General features: G+C 64.1%; 14 protein-coding genes. 5 read left to right on the top strand and 9 right to left on the bottom strand.

Features of this window, described 5'->3' with window-relative positions; translation table 11 throughout:
* Positions 1-96: 96 nt before the first annotated feature.
* From VC352_RS03020 to VC352_RS02990, 7 genes are all read right to left on the bottom strand, one after another.
* A complete protein-coding gene (locus tag VC352_RS03020; RefSeq protein ID WP_322978090.1) occupies positions 97-924 on the bottom strand; it encodes an NAD(P)-dependent oxidoreductase in 828 nt (275 codons plus the stop codon).
* Between the two features lie 34 nt (positions 925-958).
* Entirely contained in the window at positions 959-2947 is a 1989-nt protein-coding gene (locus VC352_RS03015) for an acetyl/propionyl/methylcrotonyl-CoA carboxylase subunit alpha (protein ID WP_322978089.1), read from the bottom strand.
* A gap of 109 nt (positions 2948-3056) precedes the next feature.
* On the bottom strand, positions 3057-3854 hold the full coding sequence (gene atuE, locus VC352_RS03010; protein ID WP_322978088.1) for an isohexenylglutaconyl-CoA hydratase: 798 nt from the start codon (positions 3852-3854) through the stop codon (positions 3057-3059).
* A gap of 73 nt (positions 3855-3927) precedes the next feature.
* Complete coding sequence (gene atuD / locus VC352_RS03005; RefSeq protein ID WP_183895387.1) at positions 3928-5088, bottom strand: citronellyl-CoA dehydrogenase; 1161 nt, start codon at positions 5086-5088, stop codon at positions 3928-3930.
* A gap of 81 nt (positions 5089-5169) precedes the next feature.
* Entirely contained in the window at positions 5170-6786 is a 1617-nt protein-coding gene (gene atuC, locus VC352_RS03000) for a geranyl-CoA carboxylase subunit beta (RefSeq protein ID WP_322978087.1), read from the bottom strand.
* Positions 6787-6790: 4 nt separating this feature from the next.
* A complete protein-coding gene (locus VC352_RS02995; protein ID WP_322978086.1) occupies positions 6791-7660 on the bottom strand; it encodes an SDR family oxidoreductase in 870 nt (289 codons plus the stop codon).
* 137 nt (positions 7661-7797) lie between these two features.
* A complete protein-coding gene (locus VC352_RS02990; RefSeq protein ID WP_322978085.1) occupies positions 7798-9585 on the bottom strand; it encodes an acyclic terpene utilization AtuA family protein in 1788 nt (595 codons plus the stop codon).
* Positions 9586-9805: 220 nt separating this feature from the next.
* Between VC352_RS02990 and VC352_RS02985 the strand changes: the two genes are divergently transcribed.
* The 3 genes from VC352_RS02985 (at position 9806) to VC352_RS02975 (ending at position 12298) form a co-directional block, all read left to right on the top strand.
* Complete coding sequence (locus tag VC352_RS02985; protein ID WP_322978084.1) at positions 9806-10426, top strand: TetR/AcrR family transcriptional regulator; 621 nt, start codon at positions 9806-9808, stop codon at positions 10424-10426.
* A 193-nt stretch (positions 10427-10619) separates the two neighbouring features.
* Positions 10620-11408, top strand: coding sequence for an ABC transporter substrate-binding protein (locus VC352_RS02980; protein ID WP_322978083.1), 789 nt, complete (start codon positions 10620-10622; stop codon positions 11406-11408).
* 71 nt (positions 11409-11479) lie between these two features.
* Complete coding sequence (locus VC352_RS02975) at positions 11480-12298, top strand: transporter substrate-binding domain-containing protein (RefSeq protein WP_322978082.1); 819 nt, start codon at positions 11480-11482, stop codon at positions 12296-12298.
* Here VC352_RS02975 and VC352_RS02970 read toward each other — a convergent pair.
* A complete protein-coding gene (locus VC352_RS02970) occupies positions 12249-13007 on the bottom strand; it encodes a lysostaphin resistance A-like protein (RefSeq protein WP_416340072.1) in 759 nt (252 codons plus the stop codon). The two genes, VC352_RS02975 and VC352_RS02970, sit on opposite strands and share 50 nt — an antisense overlap.
* Before the next feature lie 35 nt (positions 13008-13042).
* Complete coding sequence (locus VC352_RS02965) at positions 13043-13210, bottom strand: DUF2897 family protein (RefSeq protein ID WP_322978081.1); 168 nt, start codon at positions 13208-13210, stop codon at positions 13043-13045.
* A 175-nt stretch (positions 13211-13385) separates the two neighbouring features.
* On the opposite strand from VC352_RS02965, the gene VC352_RS02960 reads away from it, so the two are divergent.
* Entirely contained in the window at positions 13386-14690 is a 1305-nt protein-coding gene (locus VC352_RS02960) for an ATP-binding protein (RefSeq protein ID WP_322978080.1), read from the top strand.
* A 1-nt stretch (position 14691) separates the two neighbouring features.
* Complete coding sequence (locus VC352_RS02955; protein ID WP_322978079.1) at positions 14692-15606, top strand: response regulator; 915 nt, start codon at positions 14692-14694, stop codon at positions 15604-15606.
* The last annotated feature ends 156 nt before the right edge of the window (positions 15607-15762 follow it).

Here is a 15762-nt window from a genome sequence, read left to right as displayed (position 1 = left end):
ATGGCTCTGGTGCGCCGAGCGGCGGGCAGATCGGCAAATGCGCGGGTCTGCCCAAGTGAAAGGTTACCGATTGAAAATTGGCGGGTTGCACCCGCCCTACGGGTCGACGAACAGATCCGGTACCAGGCTGCCGCCTGCAGGGTCGAAGCGGTACTGCTCGAAGTCGCTGGTGCCCTGTTCGCGCAGGATGTCCTCGTCGATCAGCAGGCGCCCGGTGATGCTGCGGCCTTCGCTGGCGAGAATGGCATAGGCGGCGTCGGCCATGATGGCCGGGGTGCGCGCACGCTTGAACGCATCGCGGCTACCCAGCTCGAACTCGATGGCGGCGGTGGCGATCATGGTTTTCGGCCACAGCGAATTGACGCTGATGCCGTACTTCTTGAACTCCTCGCTCATACCCAGGGTGAGCATGCTCATGCCGTACTTGGTGACGGTGTAGGGGCCGTGCTGGGCGAACCATTTGGCGTCGAGGTTGAGCGGCGGCGAGAGGTTGAGGATATGCCCGCCCGCGCTTTTCTTGAGATAAGGCAGCGCCGCCTGGCTGCAGACCATCACCGCGCGGGTGTTGATCTGGTACATCAGGTCGAAGCGCTTGGGTTCGAGCTTCTCCACGCCCACCAGCTTGATCGCACCGGCGTTGTTGACCAGCGCATCGATGCCGCCGAAATGCTCGGCGGCCTGGGCCATGGTCGCCGCCACGGCCTGTTCGTCACGCACGTCCAGTTGCAGGGCCAGCGCCTTGCCGCCAGCGGCCTCGACCTCGGCGGCGACGCTGAAGATGGTGCCTTCCAGTTTCGGGTGTGGCTCGGCGCTCTTGGCCGCGATGACGATGTTGGCGCCATCGGCGGCGGCCTTGAGGGCGATCTCGCGGCCGATGCCACGGCTGGCGCCGGTGATAAACAGGGTCTTGCCGGACAGTGACATGGGCGTGCTCCTTCTTGTTGTTATGGGGCTGTGGTCAAACTTCGGCGGCTTCGATTTCCACCAGCAACTGGCGATTCTTCACCTGGTCGCCCTGGCTTACGCCGACGCGGCGAACGATGCCGTCGACGCCAGCCTTGAGCGGGTGCTCCATCTTCATCGCTTCCAGCACCACCAGCAGTTGCCCCTTGCTCACGCTGGCGCCCTCGGCGATCAGTACGTCGACGATGGCGCCATCCATCGGTGCCTTGACCGCGCCGCTGCTGGCGGCGTTCTGCCCACCGGCCGGTTCGTGGGTGACATCAACTAGTTCCAGGTTGCCGTGCTCACCATACAACCACAGGTGCTCGCCTTCGATGTGGTAAGCCTGGCGGCGGCGCACGCCGTCTAGTTCCAGGGTCAGCCAACGACCGTCGCTGGCCAGCAGGCGCAGGGACAGCTGTTCTTCGCCGCGACGCACGCGCAGGTGCGCTTGCGTGCCGCTGGCGAGCACGTCCAGCTCCACGGCGTGCTTGTGTTCGCCCTGCTTGAGGACGAAACGCCAGGGCGCGCTGCCGGCGCTGCGCCAGCCGGACAGGCCGGGTTGGTGTGCACGGGCGTCGGCCGAAACCTGGTAGAGCAGGGCGGCGGCCATGGCCAACTCGGGCAGGCTGGCGGTGTGTGGGTGCAGGCTGGGGTCATCGGCGAAATGTTCGGAGATGAACGCCGTGGTGGCGTTGCCAGCGGCGAACTCGGGATGCTTGAGCAGGTTGGCGAGGAAGCGCTGGTTGCCGTTCACGCCGAGCAGCACGCACTGTTCGACCGCGCGTACCAGCTTGCGCCGGGCTTCGTCGCGGGTTTCGCCGTAGGCGATGACCTTGGCCAGCATCGGGTCGTAGAAGGGGGTGACCGCCTGGCCTTCGACCAGGCCGTGGTCGATGCGTACGCCGGCCAGCAGTTCGGGCTCCCAGCGCAGCACCTGGCCGGTTTGCGGCAGGAAGCCGGCGGCCGAGTCTTCGGCGTACAGGCGCACCTCCATGGCGTGGCCGGTGAGGCGAATGTCGTCCTGCTGCAGCGGCAGGGGCTGGCCCTCGGCTACGCGAATCTGCCAGGCCACAAGATCCTGACCGGTGATCAGCTCTGTGACCGGGTGCTCGACCTGCAGGCGGGTGTTCATTTCCAGGAAGAAGAACTCGCCGCTGGTGTCGAGCAGAAATTCCACGGTGCCTGCGCCGACGTAGTTGACCGAGGCTGCAGCCTTGATCGCCGCTTCACCCATGGCCTTGCGCAGCTCCGGCGTCATCACCGGGCAGGGCGCCTCCTCGACCACCTTCTGGTGGCGGCGCTGCACCGAGCAGTCGCGCTCGCCGAGATAGACGATAGTGCCGTGCTGGTCGCCGAAGACCTGAATCTCCACATGGCGTGGGCGGATCACCGCGCGTTCGAGGATCAGCTCGCCGGAGCCGAAAGCATTCTGCGCCTCCGAGCGGGCGGTGCGGATTTGCCCCAGCAGCTCGGCGGATTCGTGCACCAGACGCATGCCGCGACCACCACCACCGGCGCTGGCCTTGATCATCAGCGGGTAGCCGATGCGTTCTGCTTCGCTGGCCAGGGTGTCGTCATCCTGAGCGGCGCCCTCGTAGCCGGGGATGCAGGGCACGCCGGCTTCGAGCATGGCGATCTTGGACAGGCGCTTGCTACCCATCAGGTGGATGGCTTCCACGGTCGGGCCGATAAAGACGATGCCTGCTGCTTCGCAGGCGCGGGCGAAATCGGCGTTCTCGGAGAGGAAGCCATAGCCAGGGTGGATGGCGTCGGCGCCGGTCTTGCGCGCGGCCTCGATGATGGCGTCGATGCGCAGGTAGGACTGGTTGACCTGGGCCGGGCCGATGCACACGGCTTCGTCGGCGATCTGCACATGGCGGGCGTCGGCATCGGCCTCGGAGTACACCGCCACGGTGCGGTAACCGAGTTCGATGGCAGTGCGCATCACCCGGCAGGCGATCTCGCCACGGTTGGCGATCAGGATCTTGTTGAATGCGGGCATCTTTGTGCTCCTGCTGTGCGTAGCCCGGATGTAATCCGGGGAATCATTTTGGCGAGCGCTCCCGGATTGCATCCGGGCTACGGTCGATCATGTCAGTCCGTCCAATCCATCATTGCGCCCACTTCGGCTTGCGCTTCTGCACGAAGGCCATGGTGCCTTCGACACCCTCTGCGCCGGTCACGGCGGCGGCGAACTGTTCGGCCGCGCGGTCGAGCAGCGGGCCAAGGGCTTCGCGTTCGCTGGCCAGCAGCAGGGCCTTGGTCTGGGCATTGGCCTGTGGCGCACACTGACGAATTTGCTCCAGGGTCTCGTCCAGGCGCTGTTGCAGGGCAGCTTCATCCTGCTCGCAGTAGTGCACCAGGCCCAGGCGCAGGGCTTCGGCTCCGTCGAAGCGGGCTGCAGTCAGGGCCAGACGGCGCGCCTGGGTCAGGCCGATGCGCCGCACCACGAAGGGGGCGATCTGCGCCGGGAGGATGCCCAGCGTGGTTTCCGGCAGGCCGAACTTGGCGCCGCTGGCGGCGATGGCCACGTCGGATACGCATGCCAGGCCGAAGCCGCCGCCGAGCACGGCGCCTTCCAGCACGGCAACCAGTACCTGCGGTGCGGCCTGGGCCTCTTCCAGCAGCGCACCGAAGGCGCGGTTCAGCTCGCGGTAGGCGTCGCCACCTTTGGCGCGGGCGCCGGCCATGTCCTTGATATCGCCGCCGGCGCAGAAATGGCCGCCAGCGCCGCGCAGAACGAGGGCGCGCACGTTCGAATCATGACGCACGGCCTCCAGCGTGGCGCGCAGTTCGCCGACCATCGCCAGGCTCATGGCGTTGCGACTGTCCGGCCGGTTTAGGGTGACGTGCAGCACGCCACCGACGGAGTTCAGCAGCAGGGTTTCGCAGTGGGGCAGATCGTTCATCGCATAGCCTCGGTGTAGGGCGGGTGAAACCCGCCGCAACGGTTTGAGTGGCGGGTTTCACCCGCCCTACGGATTAGCCCTTCTTCTTGCCAGGAAGGATGCCCATCAGCTTGCAGATGATGCCGAGCATGATTTCGTCGGCGCCGCCGCCGATGCTGACCAGGCGCACGTCGCGGTAGGCGCGCGACACCGGGTTGTCCCACATGAAACCCATGCCGCCCCAGTACTGCAGGCAGGCATCTGACACTTCGCGGCCCAGGCGGCCGGCCTTGAGCTTGGCCATCGAGGCCAGCTTGGTTACATCACGACCTTTTACGTACTGCTCGGTGGCCTGGTAGACCAGCGCGCGCAGGCATTCGATGTCGGTTTGCAGTTCGGCCAGGCGGAAGTGGATGACCTGGTTGTCGATCAATGGCTGGCCAAAGGTCTGGCGCTGCTTGCAGTAGTCGATGGTGGTGTCGATGCAGTATTCCAGCCCCTTGATGATGTTAGCCGCGCCGAACAGGCGCTCTTCCTGGAACTGCAGCATCTGCATCATGAAACCGGCGCCTTCGTGGCCGATGCGATAGCGCTGCGGCACGCGCACGTTGTCGAAGAACACCTGGGCGGTCTCGGAGCTGCGCATGCCGAGTTTGTCCAGATGCGGGCTGACGGTGATGCCCGGCGTCTTCATCGGCACCACGATCAGCGACTTGTTGACGTGTGGCTTGTCGTCGCTGGTGTTGGCCAGCAGGCAGATGAAGTCGGCCGACGGCGAGTTGGTGATCCACATCTTGCTGCCGTTGATCACGTAGTCGTCGCCGTCCTTGCGCGCAGTGGTCTTCAGACCCGCTACGTCAGAGCCGGCGCCGACCTCGGAGACGCCGATGCAGCCGACCATCTCGCCGGTGATGGCCGGACGGAGGAACTCTTCGCGCAGCTCGTCGGAGCCGAAGCGCGCCAGGGCAGGGGTGCACATGTCGGTTTGCACGCCGATGGACATCGGGATGCCGCCGCAATGGATGGTGCCGAACTCTTCGGCGGCGACGATGGAGTAGCTGTAGTCCAGGCCCATGCCACCGAATTTCTCCGGCTTGGAGATGCCCAGCAGGCCCAGCTCGCCGGCCTTTTTGAAAATGTCGTGGATGGGGAAGCGGCCTTCCTTTTCCCACTCATCGACGTGCGGGTTGATTTCCTTGTCGATGAAGTTGCGGACGGTACGGCGGAGTTCTTCGTGCTCTTGAGTGAAGATCATTGTTGTTGTGCTCCGTATCGAATGGGTCTGTAGGGCGGGTGAAACCCGCCGCATGCTTGGCGGGTTTCACCCGCCCTACGTTTAAAATCTCGCGACGCCGAAACGGTTGGATTTCAACGGTCGCAGGTTGGCTTCGGCGCAGATATCCAGCAAAAAGCCCAGCAGTTTGCGGGTGTCGCGCGGGTCGATCAGGCCGTCGTCCCACAGGCTGGCGGTGCCGTACAGCGCGGTGGACTGGCTGTCGAGTTTCTGCGCAGTGACTTGCTCGAGCATGTCGAGCATTTTCGGATCGGCTTCCTTGCCTTCCTTGGCGTGCTTGTCCTCGGTGACGATGCGCAGCACCTTGCCGGCCTGGGCGCCGCCCATCACGGCGGTGCGGCTGTTGGGCCAGGCGAAGATGAAGCGTGGGTCGAGGCCACGGCCGCACATGGCGTAGTTGCCGGCGCCGTAGGAGCCGCCGACGACGAGGGTGAGCTTGGGTACGGTGGCGTTGGCCACGGCCTGGATCATCTTCGAGCCGTGCTTGATCACGCCGTTCTGCTCGGACTCGGTGCCGACCATGAAGCCGGTGGTGTTGTGGAAGAACAGGATCGGCGTGTTGCTCTGCTCGCACAGCTGGATGAACTGCGCAGCCTTGGCCGCACCCTGTGGGGTGATCGGGCCGTTGTTGCCGATGAAGCCGCAGGCCTGGCCTTCAATCTGCAGGTGGCCGCAGACGGTCTGGCTGTCGAACTCGTTCTTGAAGTCGAGAAACTCCGAGCCATCGGCGATGCGCGCGATTATCTCGCGCACGTCGTAGGGTTTCTTGGCGTCGGCCGGCACCAGGCCGAGCAGCTCCTCGGCTGGGTACAGCGGCTCGCGCCAGCTTTTTGCCGGGCGCGCCGGTAACTGCTGGTTCCACGGCAGCATGCCAAGGATCTCGCGCGCCAGGCGCACGCCGTCGGCGTCGTTCTCGGCCAGGTACTCGGCGGTGCCGGCGACCTGGGCGTGCATCTCGGCGCCGCCGAGTTGCTCGTCGGTGGCGATCTCGCCGGTAGCGGCCTTGAGCAGAGGAGGGCCGGCGAGGAACATCTTGGCCTTGCCGCGTACCACCACCACGTAATCCGACAGGCCCGGCTGATAAGCCCCGCCTGCGGTGCTGGAACCATGCACCACGGTGACCTGCGGTAGGCCCATGGCCGACATCCGAGCCTGGTTGGCGAAGCCGCGCGCGCCTTCGACGAAGATGTCGGCGGCGTAGTTGAGGTTGGCGCCGCCGCTCTCGGCGAGGGTGACCACCGGCAGCTTGTTCTCGAAGGCTATCTGCTGCAGGCGCAGCGACTTCTTCAGGCCAGTGGGGGAGATGGTGCCGCCCTTGATCGCGCTGTTGTTGGCGATCACCAGGCAGCGCACGCCGGCGATGTAGCCGATACCGGCGATCAGGCCGCCGCCGGCCTGACTGCCATCCTTGTCGTCGTGCAGCTTGTAGCCGGCCAGTGAGGACAGTTCGAGGAACGGCGCGCCGGCATCGAGCAGCAGGTTGATGCGTTCACGCGGCAGCAATTGGCCGCGCTTCTCGAACTTGGCCTTGGCTTCCTGCGCCTTGTCGAGCACCTTTTGTTCGACGTCGCGGAAGGTCGCGATGGCCGCCAGCATGGCTTCGCGGTTCTGCGCGAAGGCTTCGCCATGGACATCGATTTCCGATTGGATCACGGGCATCGTCTTACTCCTGATCTTTCAGTACATCGGGCATGTAGGCCCGGTGGAAACCGTTGTAGGATTCGCTGTTTCTCGCCTTGCCCAGCGTCCAGGCACGGGTGCCCTGGCTGGCGGCGCCATCGATGCGAATGGTGTTGCCGCTGATGAAGTTGGCGCCTGGGCTGAGCAGGAAGACGATGGCTGCGGCCACCTCGGATTCGCTGCCGATGCGCTGCAGCGGCACGTGATCCTTGAGGTTGCGGATCATGTTCTTCATCGACTCGGGGTAGGTGTCCATGCCGCTGGAAGCGATCCAGCCCGGCGCCACGGCGTTGACCCGCACGCCAGCGTGGCCCCACTCGTAGGCGGCGGTCTTGGTGAAGTTCTCCATGCCGGCGCGTGCGGCGCCAGAGTGGCCCATGCCGGGCATGCCGCCCCACATGTCGGCGAGCATGTTGACGATGCTGCCGCCGTGCTTGCTCATGCTCTGCAGGAAGACTTCCTTGGCCACCAGAAAACCGCCCACCAGGTTGGTGCGTACCACGGTCTCGAAGCCTTTCTGGTTGATGCCGATCAGCGGCGCGGGGAACTGGCCGCCGGCATTGTTCACAAGCTGGTGGATGCGCCCGCGTTCCTTGATCACCGCGCCGACCATGGTCTTCACGGCGTCTTCGTCACGGATGTCGCAGACCTGGAAGCTGGCGCTGCCGCCGTCTTCGATGATCTCGGCGCAGGTCTTCTCCAGCTTTTCCTGCTTGCGTCCGACCAGCACCACATGGGCGCCGAGATAGGCCAGCTCGTGGGCCACGCAGCGGCCGATGCCGCTGCCACCACCGGTGATTAGGATGGTCTGCTCATTGAACAGGCCAGGTTTGAATACGGAGTCGTAGCTCATTGTTCTTGTTGTCCTTCTCGGTTCCGTAGGAGCGGCTGGGCGGCGTACCGCTCCTTCATGTAGGGTGGAAAACCGCGAAGCGTTTTCCACCAGAAGCCAGTGGATAGATGAAGCGTCATCCACCCTACGATTAGCACCTACAGCGCTTCAGCCAGCGCTCTTGGCACCGGCACCGGGAACTCCAGCAGTTGTTGTGCGAAAGCCTTGCCCTGCGGGTCGATGCGCAGGCTGGCGACGCCGCCACCGCCCAGCGCGTTTTCCAATAGGAAGTTGAGGCTGTGGCTGCCCGGCAGATACCAGCGGCTGACGCGGCCCTGCTCGGCGTCCAGGGTATGCGCCATCCAGTTGGCCACGGCTTCGGGCGTGAGCGCAGCAGCGATCCACGCCAGGTATTCGGGCTTTCTGGCCATCACGCCGATGTTGCTGTGGTTGCCCTTGTCGCCGGAGCGGGCTACGGCTAAGCGGATCAGCGGCACGGCAGCGTCGGCTTCACCCATGGGTACGGGCAGCGCGGCTGGAGCACGGAGCTGGGCGGGGTCGAAGGCCTCTATCTGGGGCCGGGCGACCGGCTGGCGCTCGCCGTCGATCTCGACGCTCAGGGCGCAGGCACTTTTGTCCACCAGGAAGCTGAACAGGCGGATCACCGGGTAGACGGTGGGGCGGCCGCCGACGATGCCGGTCAGGCCCGGTGCCATGCCGGTGGCAGCCTGGGCGATCTCGCGGGAGAAGAGGATCAGCGCCTCTTTCTTGGCATGTCGTACGGCGATCTTCACCACCACTTCGCGGCTGTATTTGCGGTGAGCATGGGCGCCATAGGTGGCTTCGCTGCCGAGCAGCTCGACGCTGACTTCCTGATAAGGGCCCCAGCCGCGCTCGGTGAACATCTCCTCGGTCTTCTTGATGATCGCCTCGCTGACCCGTTCGGCCTTGGCCACCGCATCGATACCAGCGAGCAGGAAGCTGGCGGTGCAGCGGAAACCGTCCGGGTGGGTGGCGCTGACCTTGTACTGGTCGGTGGGCGGCAGGCCGCGTGCGCCCTGCAGCTGCACGCGGTTGTCGCCGACTTGGCTCAGCTCGACCTGGGTGAAGTCGCAGATCACGTCCGGCAGCAGATAGGCGCGCGGGTCGCCAATCTCGTAGAGCATCTGCTCGCCAACGGTAAAAGGCGTGACCAAGCCGCCGGAACCATCCGGCTTGGTCACGACGAAACTGCCATCGTCCTCGACTTCGACGATGGGGAAGCCGATGTGCTCGTAATCCGGCACGTCGCGCCAGTCGGTGAAGTTGCCACCGGTGCACTGCGCGCCGCACTCGATGATGTGCCCGGCCAGGGCTGCCTGGGCCAGCTTGTCGTAGTCGCTCCAGGCCCAACCGAACTCGTGTACCAGAGCGGCGCTGACCACGGCGCTGTCGACCACGCGGCCAGTGATGACGATGTCGGCGCCCTGTTCCAGCGCGGCGACGATGCCCGGCGCGCCCAGGTAAGCGTTAACCGAGACGCAGAAGGGCGGCAATGCGGCGCCAGTGAACATCTCGCGGGTGCCGGCCTTGACCAACTCACCGAGCTTGGGTTGCAGGTTGTCGCCGTGTAGTACGGCGATCTTCAGATGCACCCCGGCTTGCTCGCAGGCGGCGCTCAGGGCGGCGGCGCAGGCCATCGGGTTGACCCCGCCGGCGTTGCTGATGACGCGGGTTTTCTTCGCAGCCAGTTCGCCCAGAAGCGGCGTGAGCACTTCGACGAAATCGCGGGCGTAGCCGTCATCCGGCTTCTTCATACGGGCGCCGGCCATGATCGACATGGTGATCTCGGCCAGGTAGTCGAACACCAGGTAATCCAGGTCGGCGCCGCGAACCAGTTGAGCGGCAGCGGTGGAGGTGTCGCCCCAGAAAGCGGAGGCGCAGCCGATGCGTACGGTTTTGGTCATTGGAATTGGCCCGTCACACATTGAGAAGGTGAGTCGACATTACCAAGCAAGCGCTTGGTTGAAAAGTGGGAAAGAAGGGCAAACTGGCCAAAAGTACGGCCAAGCGCTTGCTTGGTTCACTGGGCGAGCATAAATTTCACCAACAACGACAAGCACTTGCTGGCAGATGCTCGAATCTCGGGTCAATGCGAGTGAGGCAAAAATATGGGGAGTAGCCGGCGTGGATGAACAAAATGCCCAGGCGGTGATGCAGGCGCTGGTGGAGAGTGGCCAGATAACCGATCCGGAGAGTGCCCGCGGCAAGCTGTTGCAGATGGCGGCCCATCTGTTTCGCAGCAAGGGCTACGAGCGCACCACGGTGCGTGACCTGGCCAGTGCCATCGGCATTCAGTCCGGCAGTATCTTTCATCACTTCAAGAGCAAGGAAGAAATCCTCCGCGCAGTGATGGAGGAGACCATCGTCTACAACACGGCACTGATGCGCTCTGCCCTGGCGCAAGCCAAGGACACCCGTGAGCGCTTGCTGGCGCTGATTCGTTGCGAACTGCAATCGATCATGGGCGGTACCGGAGAGGCCATGGCGGTGCTGGTGTACGAATGGCGCTCACTGTCGGAGCAAGGGCAGGCGCAGATCCTGGCCTTGCGCGATACCTATGAACAACTCTGGTTGCAGGTGCTGGGGGAAGCGCGCGAGGCGGGCTATTTCAAGGGCGACCCGTTCATCCAGCGGCGCTTCCTTACCGGCGCGTTGAGCTGGACCAATACCTGGTTCCGCCCACAAGGGCCGATGACTCTCGATCAATTGGCCGAAGAAGCCCTCTCGCTGGTCTGCAAGGCATGAAATACGGCCTCTGGAATTACTGATCTAGCTGCGATCCGGTACTCAGCGCGCAAGAAAATTCAAGATCTGCCATCTCGGCCGATAAAGCCTTGGCCTGGCCCGAACGGTCAGGTTTTGTGGACAGGGATGATCGCGGGCACGGCATGTGCTCCGAGTCGACGCTCCAGTTCATTAGGTGATGACGAGGTCGAGTGTGCGCGCGTTCTTCTTATCCATCATGGCCTGTATAGGGCTGGCGTTGCCTTCCTGGCTGCAGGCTGCGCAGGAAGTGCGTGTGGGCGGCTACGACTTTCCGCCCTATCTGTTTCGCCCGGAATCGGTGCAGCCGCGTGGGCTGGTGGTCGATCTGCTGCCATTACTCAACCGCCTGCAGAGCGACTACCACTTCGTTCTGGTGCCGACCTCGGCGAGCCGGCGCTATCGTGACCTCAGCACCGGGCGTTTCGACCTCATGCTGTTCGAGTCCAGCCAGTGGGGCTGGCAGGACACGCCGCACCTGAGTGTTCCCCTGCCCATCGAAGATGCCGAACTCTACGTGGCCCTGGCCGAGCCCGGGCGCGAGCAGACTTACTTCGATGATCTGACGAACAAGCGCATGGCGCTTTATCGCGGTTATCACTACGGCTTTGCCGGTTACAACGCCGATCCGGATTTTCTCGGCAAGCGTTTCGCCGCGCAGATGACCTATTCGCACGACAGCAACCTGCGCATGGTGCTGATGGGGCGTGCGGACGTGGCGGTCATCACGCGCTCCTATCTGCAGATGTACGCGGCGCGCAATCCGCTCAATGCCGAGCGCCTGTTGATCTCGCAACGCGCCGATCAGGTTTACCAGCATCAGGTGCTGTTGCAGCGTGATGGCGTGCTCGGTGTGGCGCAGGCGAACGCCTTGGTGAAGCAGTTGCTGAACGATTCAGACATCAGAAAATTGTTGAAGCACTACTATTTATCAATACAGAACAACGGCATTCATACACCATGATCTCAGCTACTCGGTCAGCTTTTTGCGAGCTAGGCTGTTGGCCAGCATGGAAAGGATTTTAAGGAGCGGGCATGCGGTATTCGTGGCAGTGGGTTCATAGGTGCTTGGCGTTACTGAGTCTATTGCTGGTTCGTGAGGTGCTGGCTGCCGAGGTCGTTCACGTAGGTGGGGCACATTTCCCGCCTTACGTGATCAAGGCTGACCTGCGGGAGTCCAGCGGCTTGCTGCCGGAATTGCTCGAGGCACTGAACCGGGAACAGGATGCCTACCGCTTCGTCATGTTGCCGACGGCAATCGTCCGGCGTTTCAGCGATCTGCAGCGTGGCCGTATCGACATGGCCATTTTCGAGAACCCGGCCTGGGGCTGGCAGGGCATCGAGCTGGATGTCGTCGACATGGGGCTCGAAGATGCCGAACTGTTCGTCGCCCATCGCGAGGCGCAGCGTGATCAGCACTATTTCGATCAGTTGCTGGGCAAGCGTCTGGCGCTGTACCGCGGTTATCACTACGGCTTCGCCGGGTTCAACAGCGATCCGGAATACCTGAGCCAGACCTTCAACGCCAACCTCGGCCATTCCCACGACAGCAACCTGCTGATGGTCTTGCGTGGCCGGGCCGATATTGCCCTGGTGACGCGTTCCAACCTCTACGATTTCATGGTGCGCAACCCCGCTTATGAAGATCAATTGCTGATCTCCGAGCGCGTCGATCAGGTCTATCGTCACCACGCACTCATTCGCAAAGGGGCGCCGATCAGTGCCGAGACCTTTGCCGAACTGCTCGAACGCCTGCGCCAGAAGGGCGAGTTGGCACGGATATTCGACCCTTACCAGATCGCCGTCATGCCAGTCGCAGCGGATAGCTCAGCAGCAGAAAGTGAAGCAGATTGACTCCCGCATGCAGCGCGATGGCCCAGCGTAGCTGGCCACTGCGCTGGAAGGCGAGGCCGTAACCGAGCCCGGCCAGTGTGGCCACCAACGCGAATGCCGGGCTGAACGGCAGATGCGCGGCGCCGAATAGCGCGGCGGTCAGCAGTAGACCTGGCCAGGTGCCCAGACGCGCGATCAAGGCGGGCTGCAACAGCCCACGAAACAGCAATTCCTCGGCGAGTATCGCCACGCCCAGATTGATCGCCAGCCACAGCAGCAGGCCATCCGGCCACTTCGGCTGCCAGGCCACGACGCCGATGAGCCACGCCAGCAGCGGCGTCAGCAGCAGGGTGGTGAGGCCGATCGGTACGGCGCCTCGCCAGTCGCCCCGGGCCGGGGAGGGACGGCTTACCCACCACGCCAGCAACGTCAGCCCGACCAGTGCCTTGTCCCAGGACAGACGCAGGGCATAGGCCGGTGCGTCCGGGCTGATCAATCGGGGCGGCCACAGCTCGCTCGCAGTGAAACCGGGCAGAAGATGGGCGGCCAGTGCAATGCTGGCAAGCAGCACCAGCGTTCGCCACAACCCGTCGGGTAGCCAGCGCTCGCCCAGCAGCACCAGCGCGATAAATGCAGCGCCGATTGCCAGGCCTGGGTATGCGATGCTGCCGATGGCCAGGCCGAAGCCGAGCCAGAGTACGGGGATCAGCGGGGCTAAATGTGAGGACAGACGCGCACGTGGCGCGCTGTAGAGATCAGGCGGGTTCAACGCTCGCGGGCATCCTTGGCGTCCTGCTCGGCGTTGCGCTCGTGGATGCGCTTGAGCTGCTCCTCGCTCAGCGGTAGCTCCTTCGCCGTGTCGCGCAGGAGCAGCAGGCCGCCGACGATGGAACCCAAGGCCAGGATCAGAATGAGCCAGGCATACCAGGGCATGTTCGATTCCTCCGTTGCTGTAAGGCCCCACCATACCTCGTCGCCTGCGGCTTGTCAGGCGCCTGCCGTGGCCTTTGCAGGCTCAGCCGTGGCGTTAAGACCGTTAGCCTGTCACATGATGGCAACCTGGCACTGTTTGAATGGCGACTTTCCGATCACAGGGAGAGACCGCCCCATGAGCCGTGCCAGCGCTCTGAAGTCCCTGCTCCGACCGGTGACGCCATTGGCGCCGCAGATGAGCATCAGTGAAGTGGCCGATCAATTGCTGACGCCCGAGCACAAGGCGTTCCTGTCGCTGCCGGTGGTGGCGGACGACGGCCAGCCGGTTGGTCTGGTCAGCCGCACGCGCCTGCAGGACATCTTCATGCAGCGTTTCGGCCGCGACCTGCGTGGGCGTCATCCGGTCAGCGAGGTGATGAACGATGCACCGCTGATCGTCAGCCTGGAGGCGGATCTGGAGGTAGCAGCCAAGCAGGTCACCGGGCAATTGCAGTACCCGATCACCGAGGACTTCATCCTCGTTGACGAGCAGGGCCGTTACTGCGGCCTGGGCACCGTGCTCGACCTGCTCAAGGCCATGGAGGCGCGCATCGCCCAGCGTAATCGGGTGCTACGCCAGGCGCTGGTGGATCTCAAGGAATCGCAGGCGCAACTGCTGCAGTCGGAAAAGATGGCCTCGCTGGGGCAGATGGTCGCCGGCGTCGCCCATGAACTGAACACGCCGCTGGGCTACGTGAAGAACAACGTGCAACTGCTGCGCGAGTTGAGCGAGCCGCTATTCGACCTGGCGGCTGCGCAAGCCCGCCTGGGCCAGTGCCTGAACGACCCCGCGTGCGATGAAACCCGCCTGGGCGAAGCCCTGCAAGCCGCCGAGCAAGCCCGCCAGCAGGCTGCGCCGGAGCTGCTCGCCGAGGATCTGCAGCAGCTTTACGGCGATACCCTGTACGGCCTGGAGCAGATCGCCGAGCTGGTGGTCGGGCTCAAGGACTTTGCCCGCGTCGATCGCGCCATGAGCGAAGAGGTCGACCTCAACGACTGCATCCGCAGCGCCTTGTTGATCGCCCGCAACCACATCAAGGACAAGGCCGAGGTGGTGCAGCAACTCGGCGACTTGCCGCGCATTGCCTGCGCGCCTTCGCAGATCAACCAGGTGCTGCTCAACCTGCTGACCAACGCCGCGCAGGCCATCGATGGCTTGGGGCGCGTCCAGATTCGCAGTTGGGCGGACGAGCAGGGCATCCACATCTCGTTGCAGGACAACGGACGCGGCATGCCGCCCGAGGTCATGGCGAAGATCTTCGATCCCTTCTTCACCACCAAGCCGGTCGGCCAGGGCACCGGCCTGGGTTTGTCGATCAGCTACAAGATCGTGCGCGACCACGGCGGGCAGATCCGCGTGGCGTCCGAACCCGGTCGTGGCACGCGCTTTCTCATCAGCCTGCCGCTACCCACCGCCGTCGCCATGAAAAGGAGCGCCTGAGATGACCGCACCCGTTCGAATCCTCTTCGTCGATGACGAGGAACGCATCCTGCGCAGCCTCGCCATGCAGTTCCGCCGGCACTACGAGGTGCTCACCGAGAGTGATCCGCAACGTGCCCTGCAGCGCCTGCGCGAGGAGTCCGTGCATGTGCTGGTGAGCGACCAGCGCATGCCGCAGATGACGGGCGCGCAACTGTTGGCCGAGGCCCGCGAGATCGCACCGAACACCCTGCGTATCCTGCTGACGGGCTACTCCGATCTGGATGCCGCCGTCGATGCGCTGAACAACGGTGGCATCTTCCGCTACCTGACCAAGCCTTGGGATCAGCAGGAAATGGCCTTCACCCTGCGCCAGGCCGCCGAGCTGGCGATGCGTCAGGCGCAGCCCGCGCAGATCCCGGACAGCCGCACCTTGTCCGCTCCGCTGACCGTGCTGTCGCTCGATGACGAGGCCGATACCCTGGCGGTGCTCGATGAGTTTTGTGTGGCCGGTGGGCATCGTCTGCTGCGCGCACGCAACCTGGCCGAGGCCATGCTGCAGCTCAATAGCGAGGCGGTGGACATCCTGGTCAGCGACCTGAAACTGGCCGGCGAGGACACCGCGCCATTGCTCAAGACCCTGGCCCAGGCGCATCCGCGCCTGCTCAGCCTGGTGGTCACGCCGTTCCAGGACACCCAGGCGTTGCTGCGCCTGGTAAACGAAGCGCAGATCTTTCGTTATCTGCCCAAGCCGGTGCGCCGAGGCCTGTTCGAGAAGGGGCTCAAGGCCGCTGCCGAGCAGACGCTGATCTGGCGCGCACAGCCGCAACAGGTGGTCACCCGCCTGGCCGAAGTGCCGCGCGATGAGCGTGAGCAGGAAAAGGTCGGCAGCCTGATGGGCATGCTCGGACGTTTGCGCGAACGTCTGATTGCCTGATAGGCCTGGGCCTAGGGTTCTGTTGTGACCAACCCGGTAGGAGCGAGCAGAGCTCGCTCCTACAGAATCCCCCAGCATATTTCCCCTACGGCCTTGCCTGTACAGGGGCTTCAGTCGCGACCAGTGCCGGCGAGCTTTGCGCTACAATGCGCGGCG

This window comes from Pseudomonas sp. C11 (genome assembly GCF_034683865.1).
Taxonomy (GTDB): Bacteria; Pseudomonadota; Gammaproteobacteria; order Pseudomonadales; family Pseudomonadaceae; genus Aquipseudomonas.
This window is presented reverse-complemented; position numbering and strand designations above follow the sequence as displayed.

What these genes read in the sequence shown, in the direction of transcription:
- VC352_RS03020 (WP_322978090.1), bottom strand. Translation starts at nt 924, where the DNA reads ATGTCACTGTCCGGCAAGACCCTGTTTATCACCGGCGCCAGCCGTGGC.
- VC352_RS03015 (WP_322978089.1), bottom strand. Translation starts at nt 2,947, where the DNA reads ATGCCCGCATTCAACAAGATCCTGATCGCCAACCGTGGCGAGATCGCC.
- atuE (WP_322978088.1), bottom strand. Translation starts at nt 3,854, where the DNA reads ATGAACGATCTGCCCCACTGCGAAACCCTGCTGCTGAACTCCGTCGGT.
- atuD (WP_183895387.1), bottom strand. Translation starts at nt 5,088, where the DNA reads ATGATCTTCACTCAAGAGCACGAAGAACTCCGCCGTACCGTCCGCAAC.
- atuC (WP_322978087.1), bottom strand. Translation starts at nt 6,786, where the DNA reads ATGCCCGTGATCCAATCGGAAATCGATGTCCATGGCGAAGCCTTCGCG.
- VC352_RS02995 (WP_322978086.1), bottom strand. Translation starts at nt 7,660, where the DNA reads ATGAGCTACGACTCCGTATTCAAACCTGGCCTGTTCAATGAGCAGACC.
- VC352_RS02990 (WP_322978085.1), bottom strand. Translation starts at nt 9,585, where the DNA reads ATGACCAAAACCGTACGCATCGGCTGCGCCTCCGCTTTCTGGGGCGAC.
- VC352_RS02975 (WP_322978082.1), top strand. Translation starts at nt 11,480, where the DNA reads ATGCGGTATTCGTGGCAGTGGGTTCATAGGTGCTTGGCGTTACTGAGT.
- VC352_RS02965 (WP_322978081.1), bottom strand. Translation starts at nt 13,210, where the DNA reads ATGCCCTGGTATGCCTGGCTCATTCTGATCCTGGCCTTGGGTTCCATC.
- VC352_RS02960 (WP_322978080.1), top strand. Translation starts at nt 13,386, where the DNA reads ATGAGCCGTGCCAGCGCTCTGAAGTCCCTGCTCCGACCGGTGACGCCA.
- VC352_RS02955 (WP_322978079.1), top strand. Translation starts at nt 14,692, where the DNA reads ATGACCGCACCCGTTCGAATCCTCTTCGTCGATGACGAGGAACGCATC.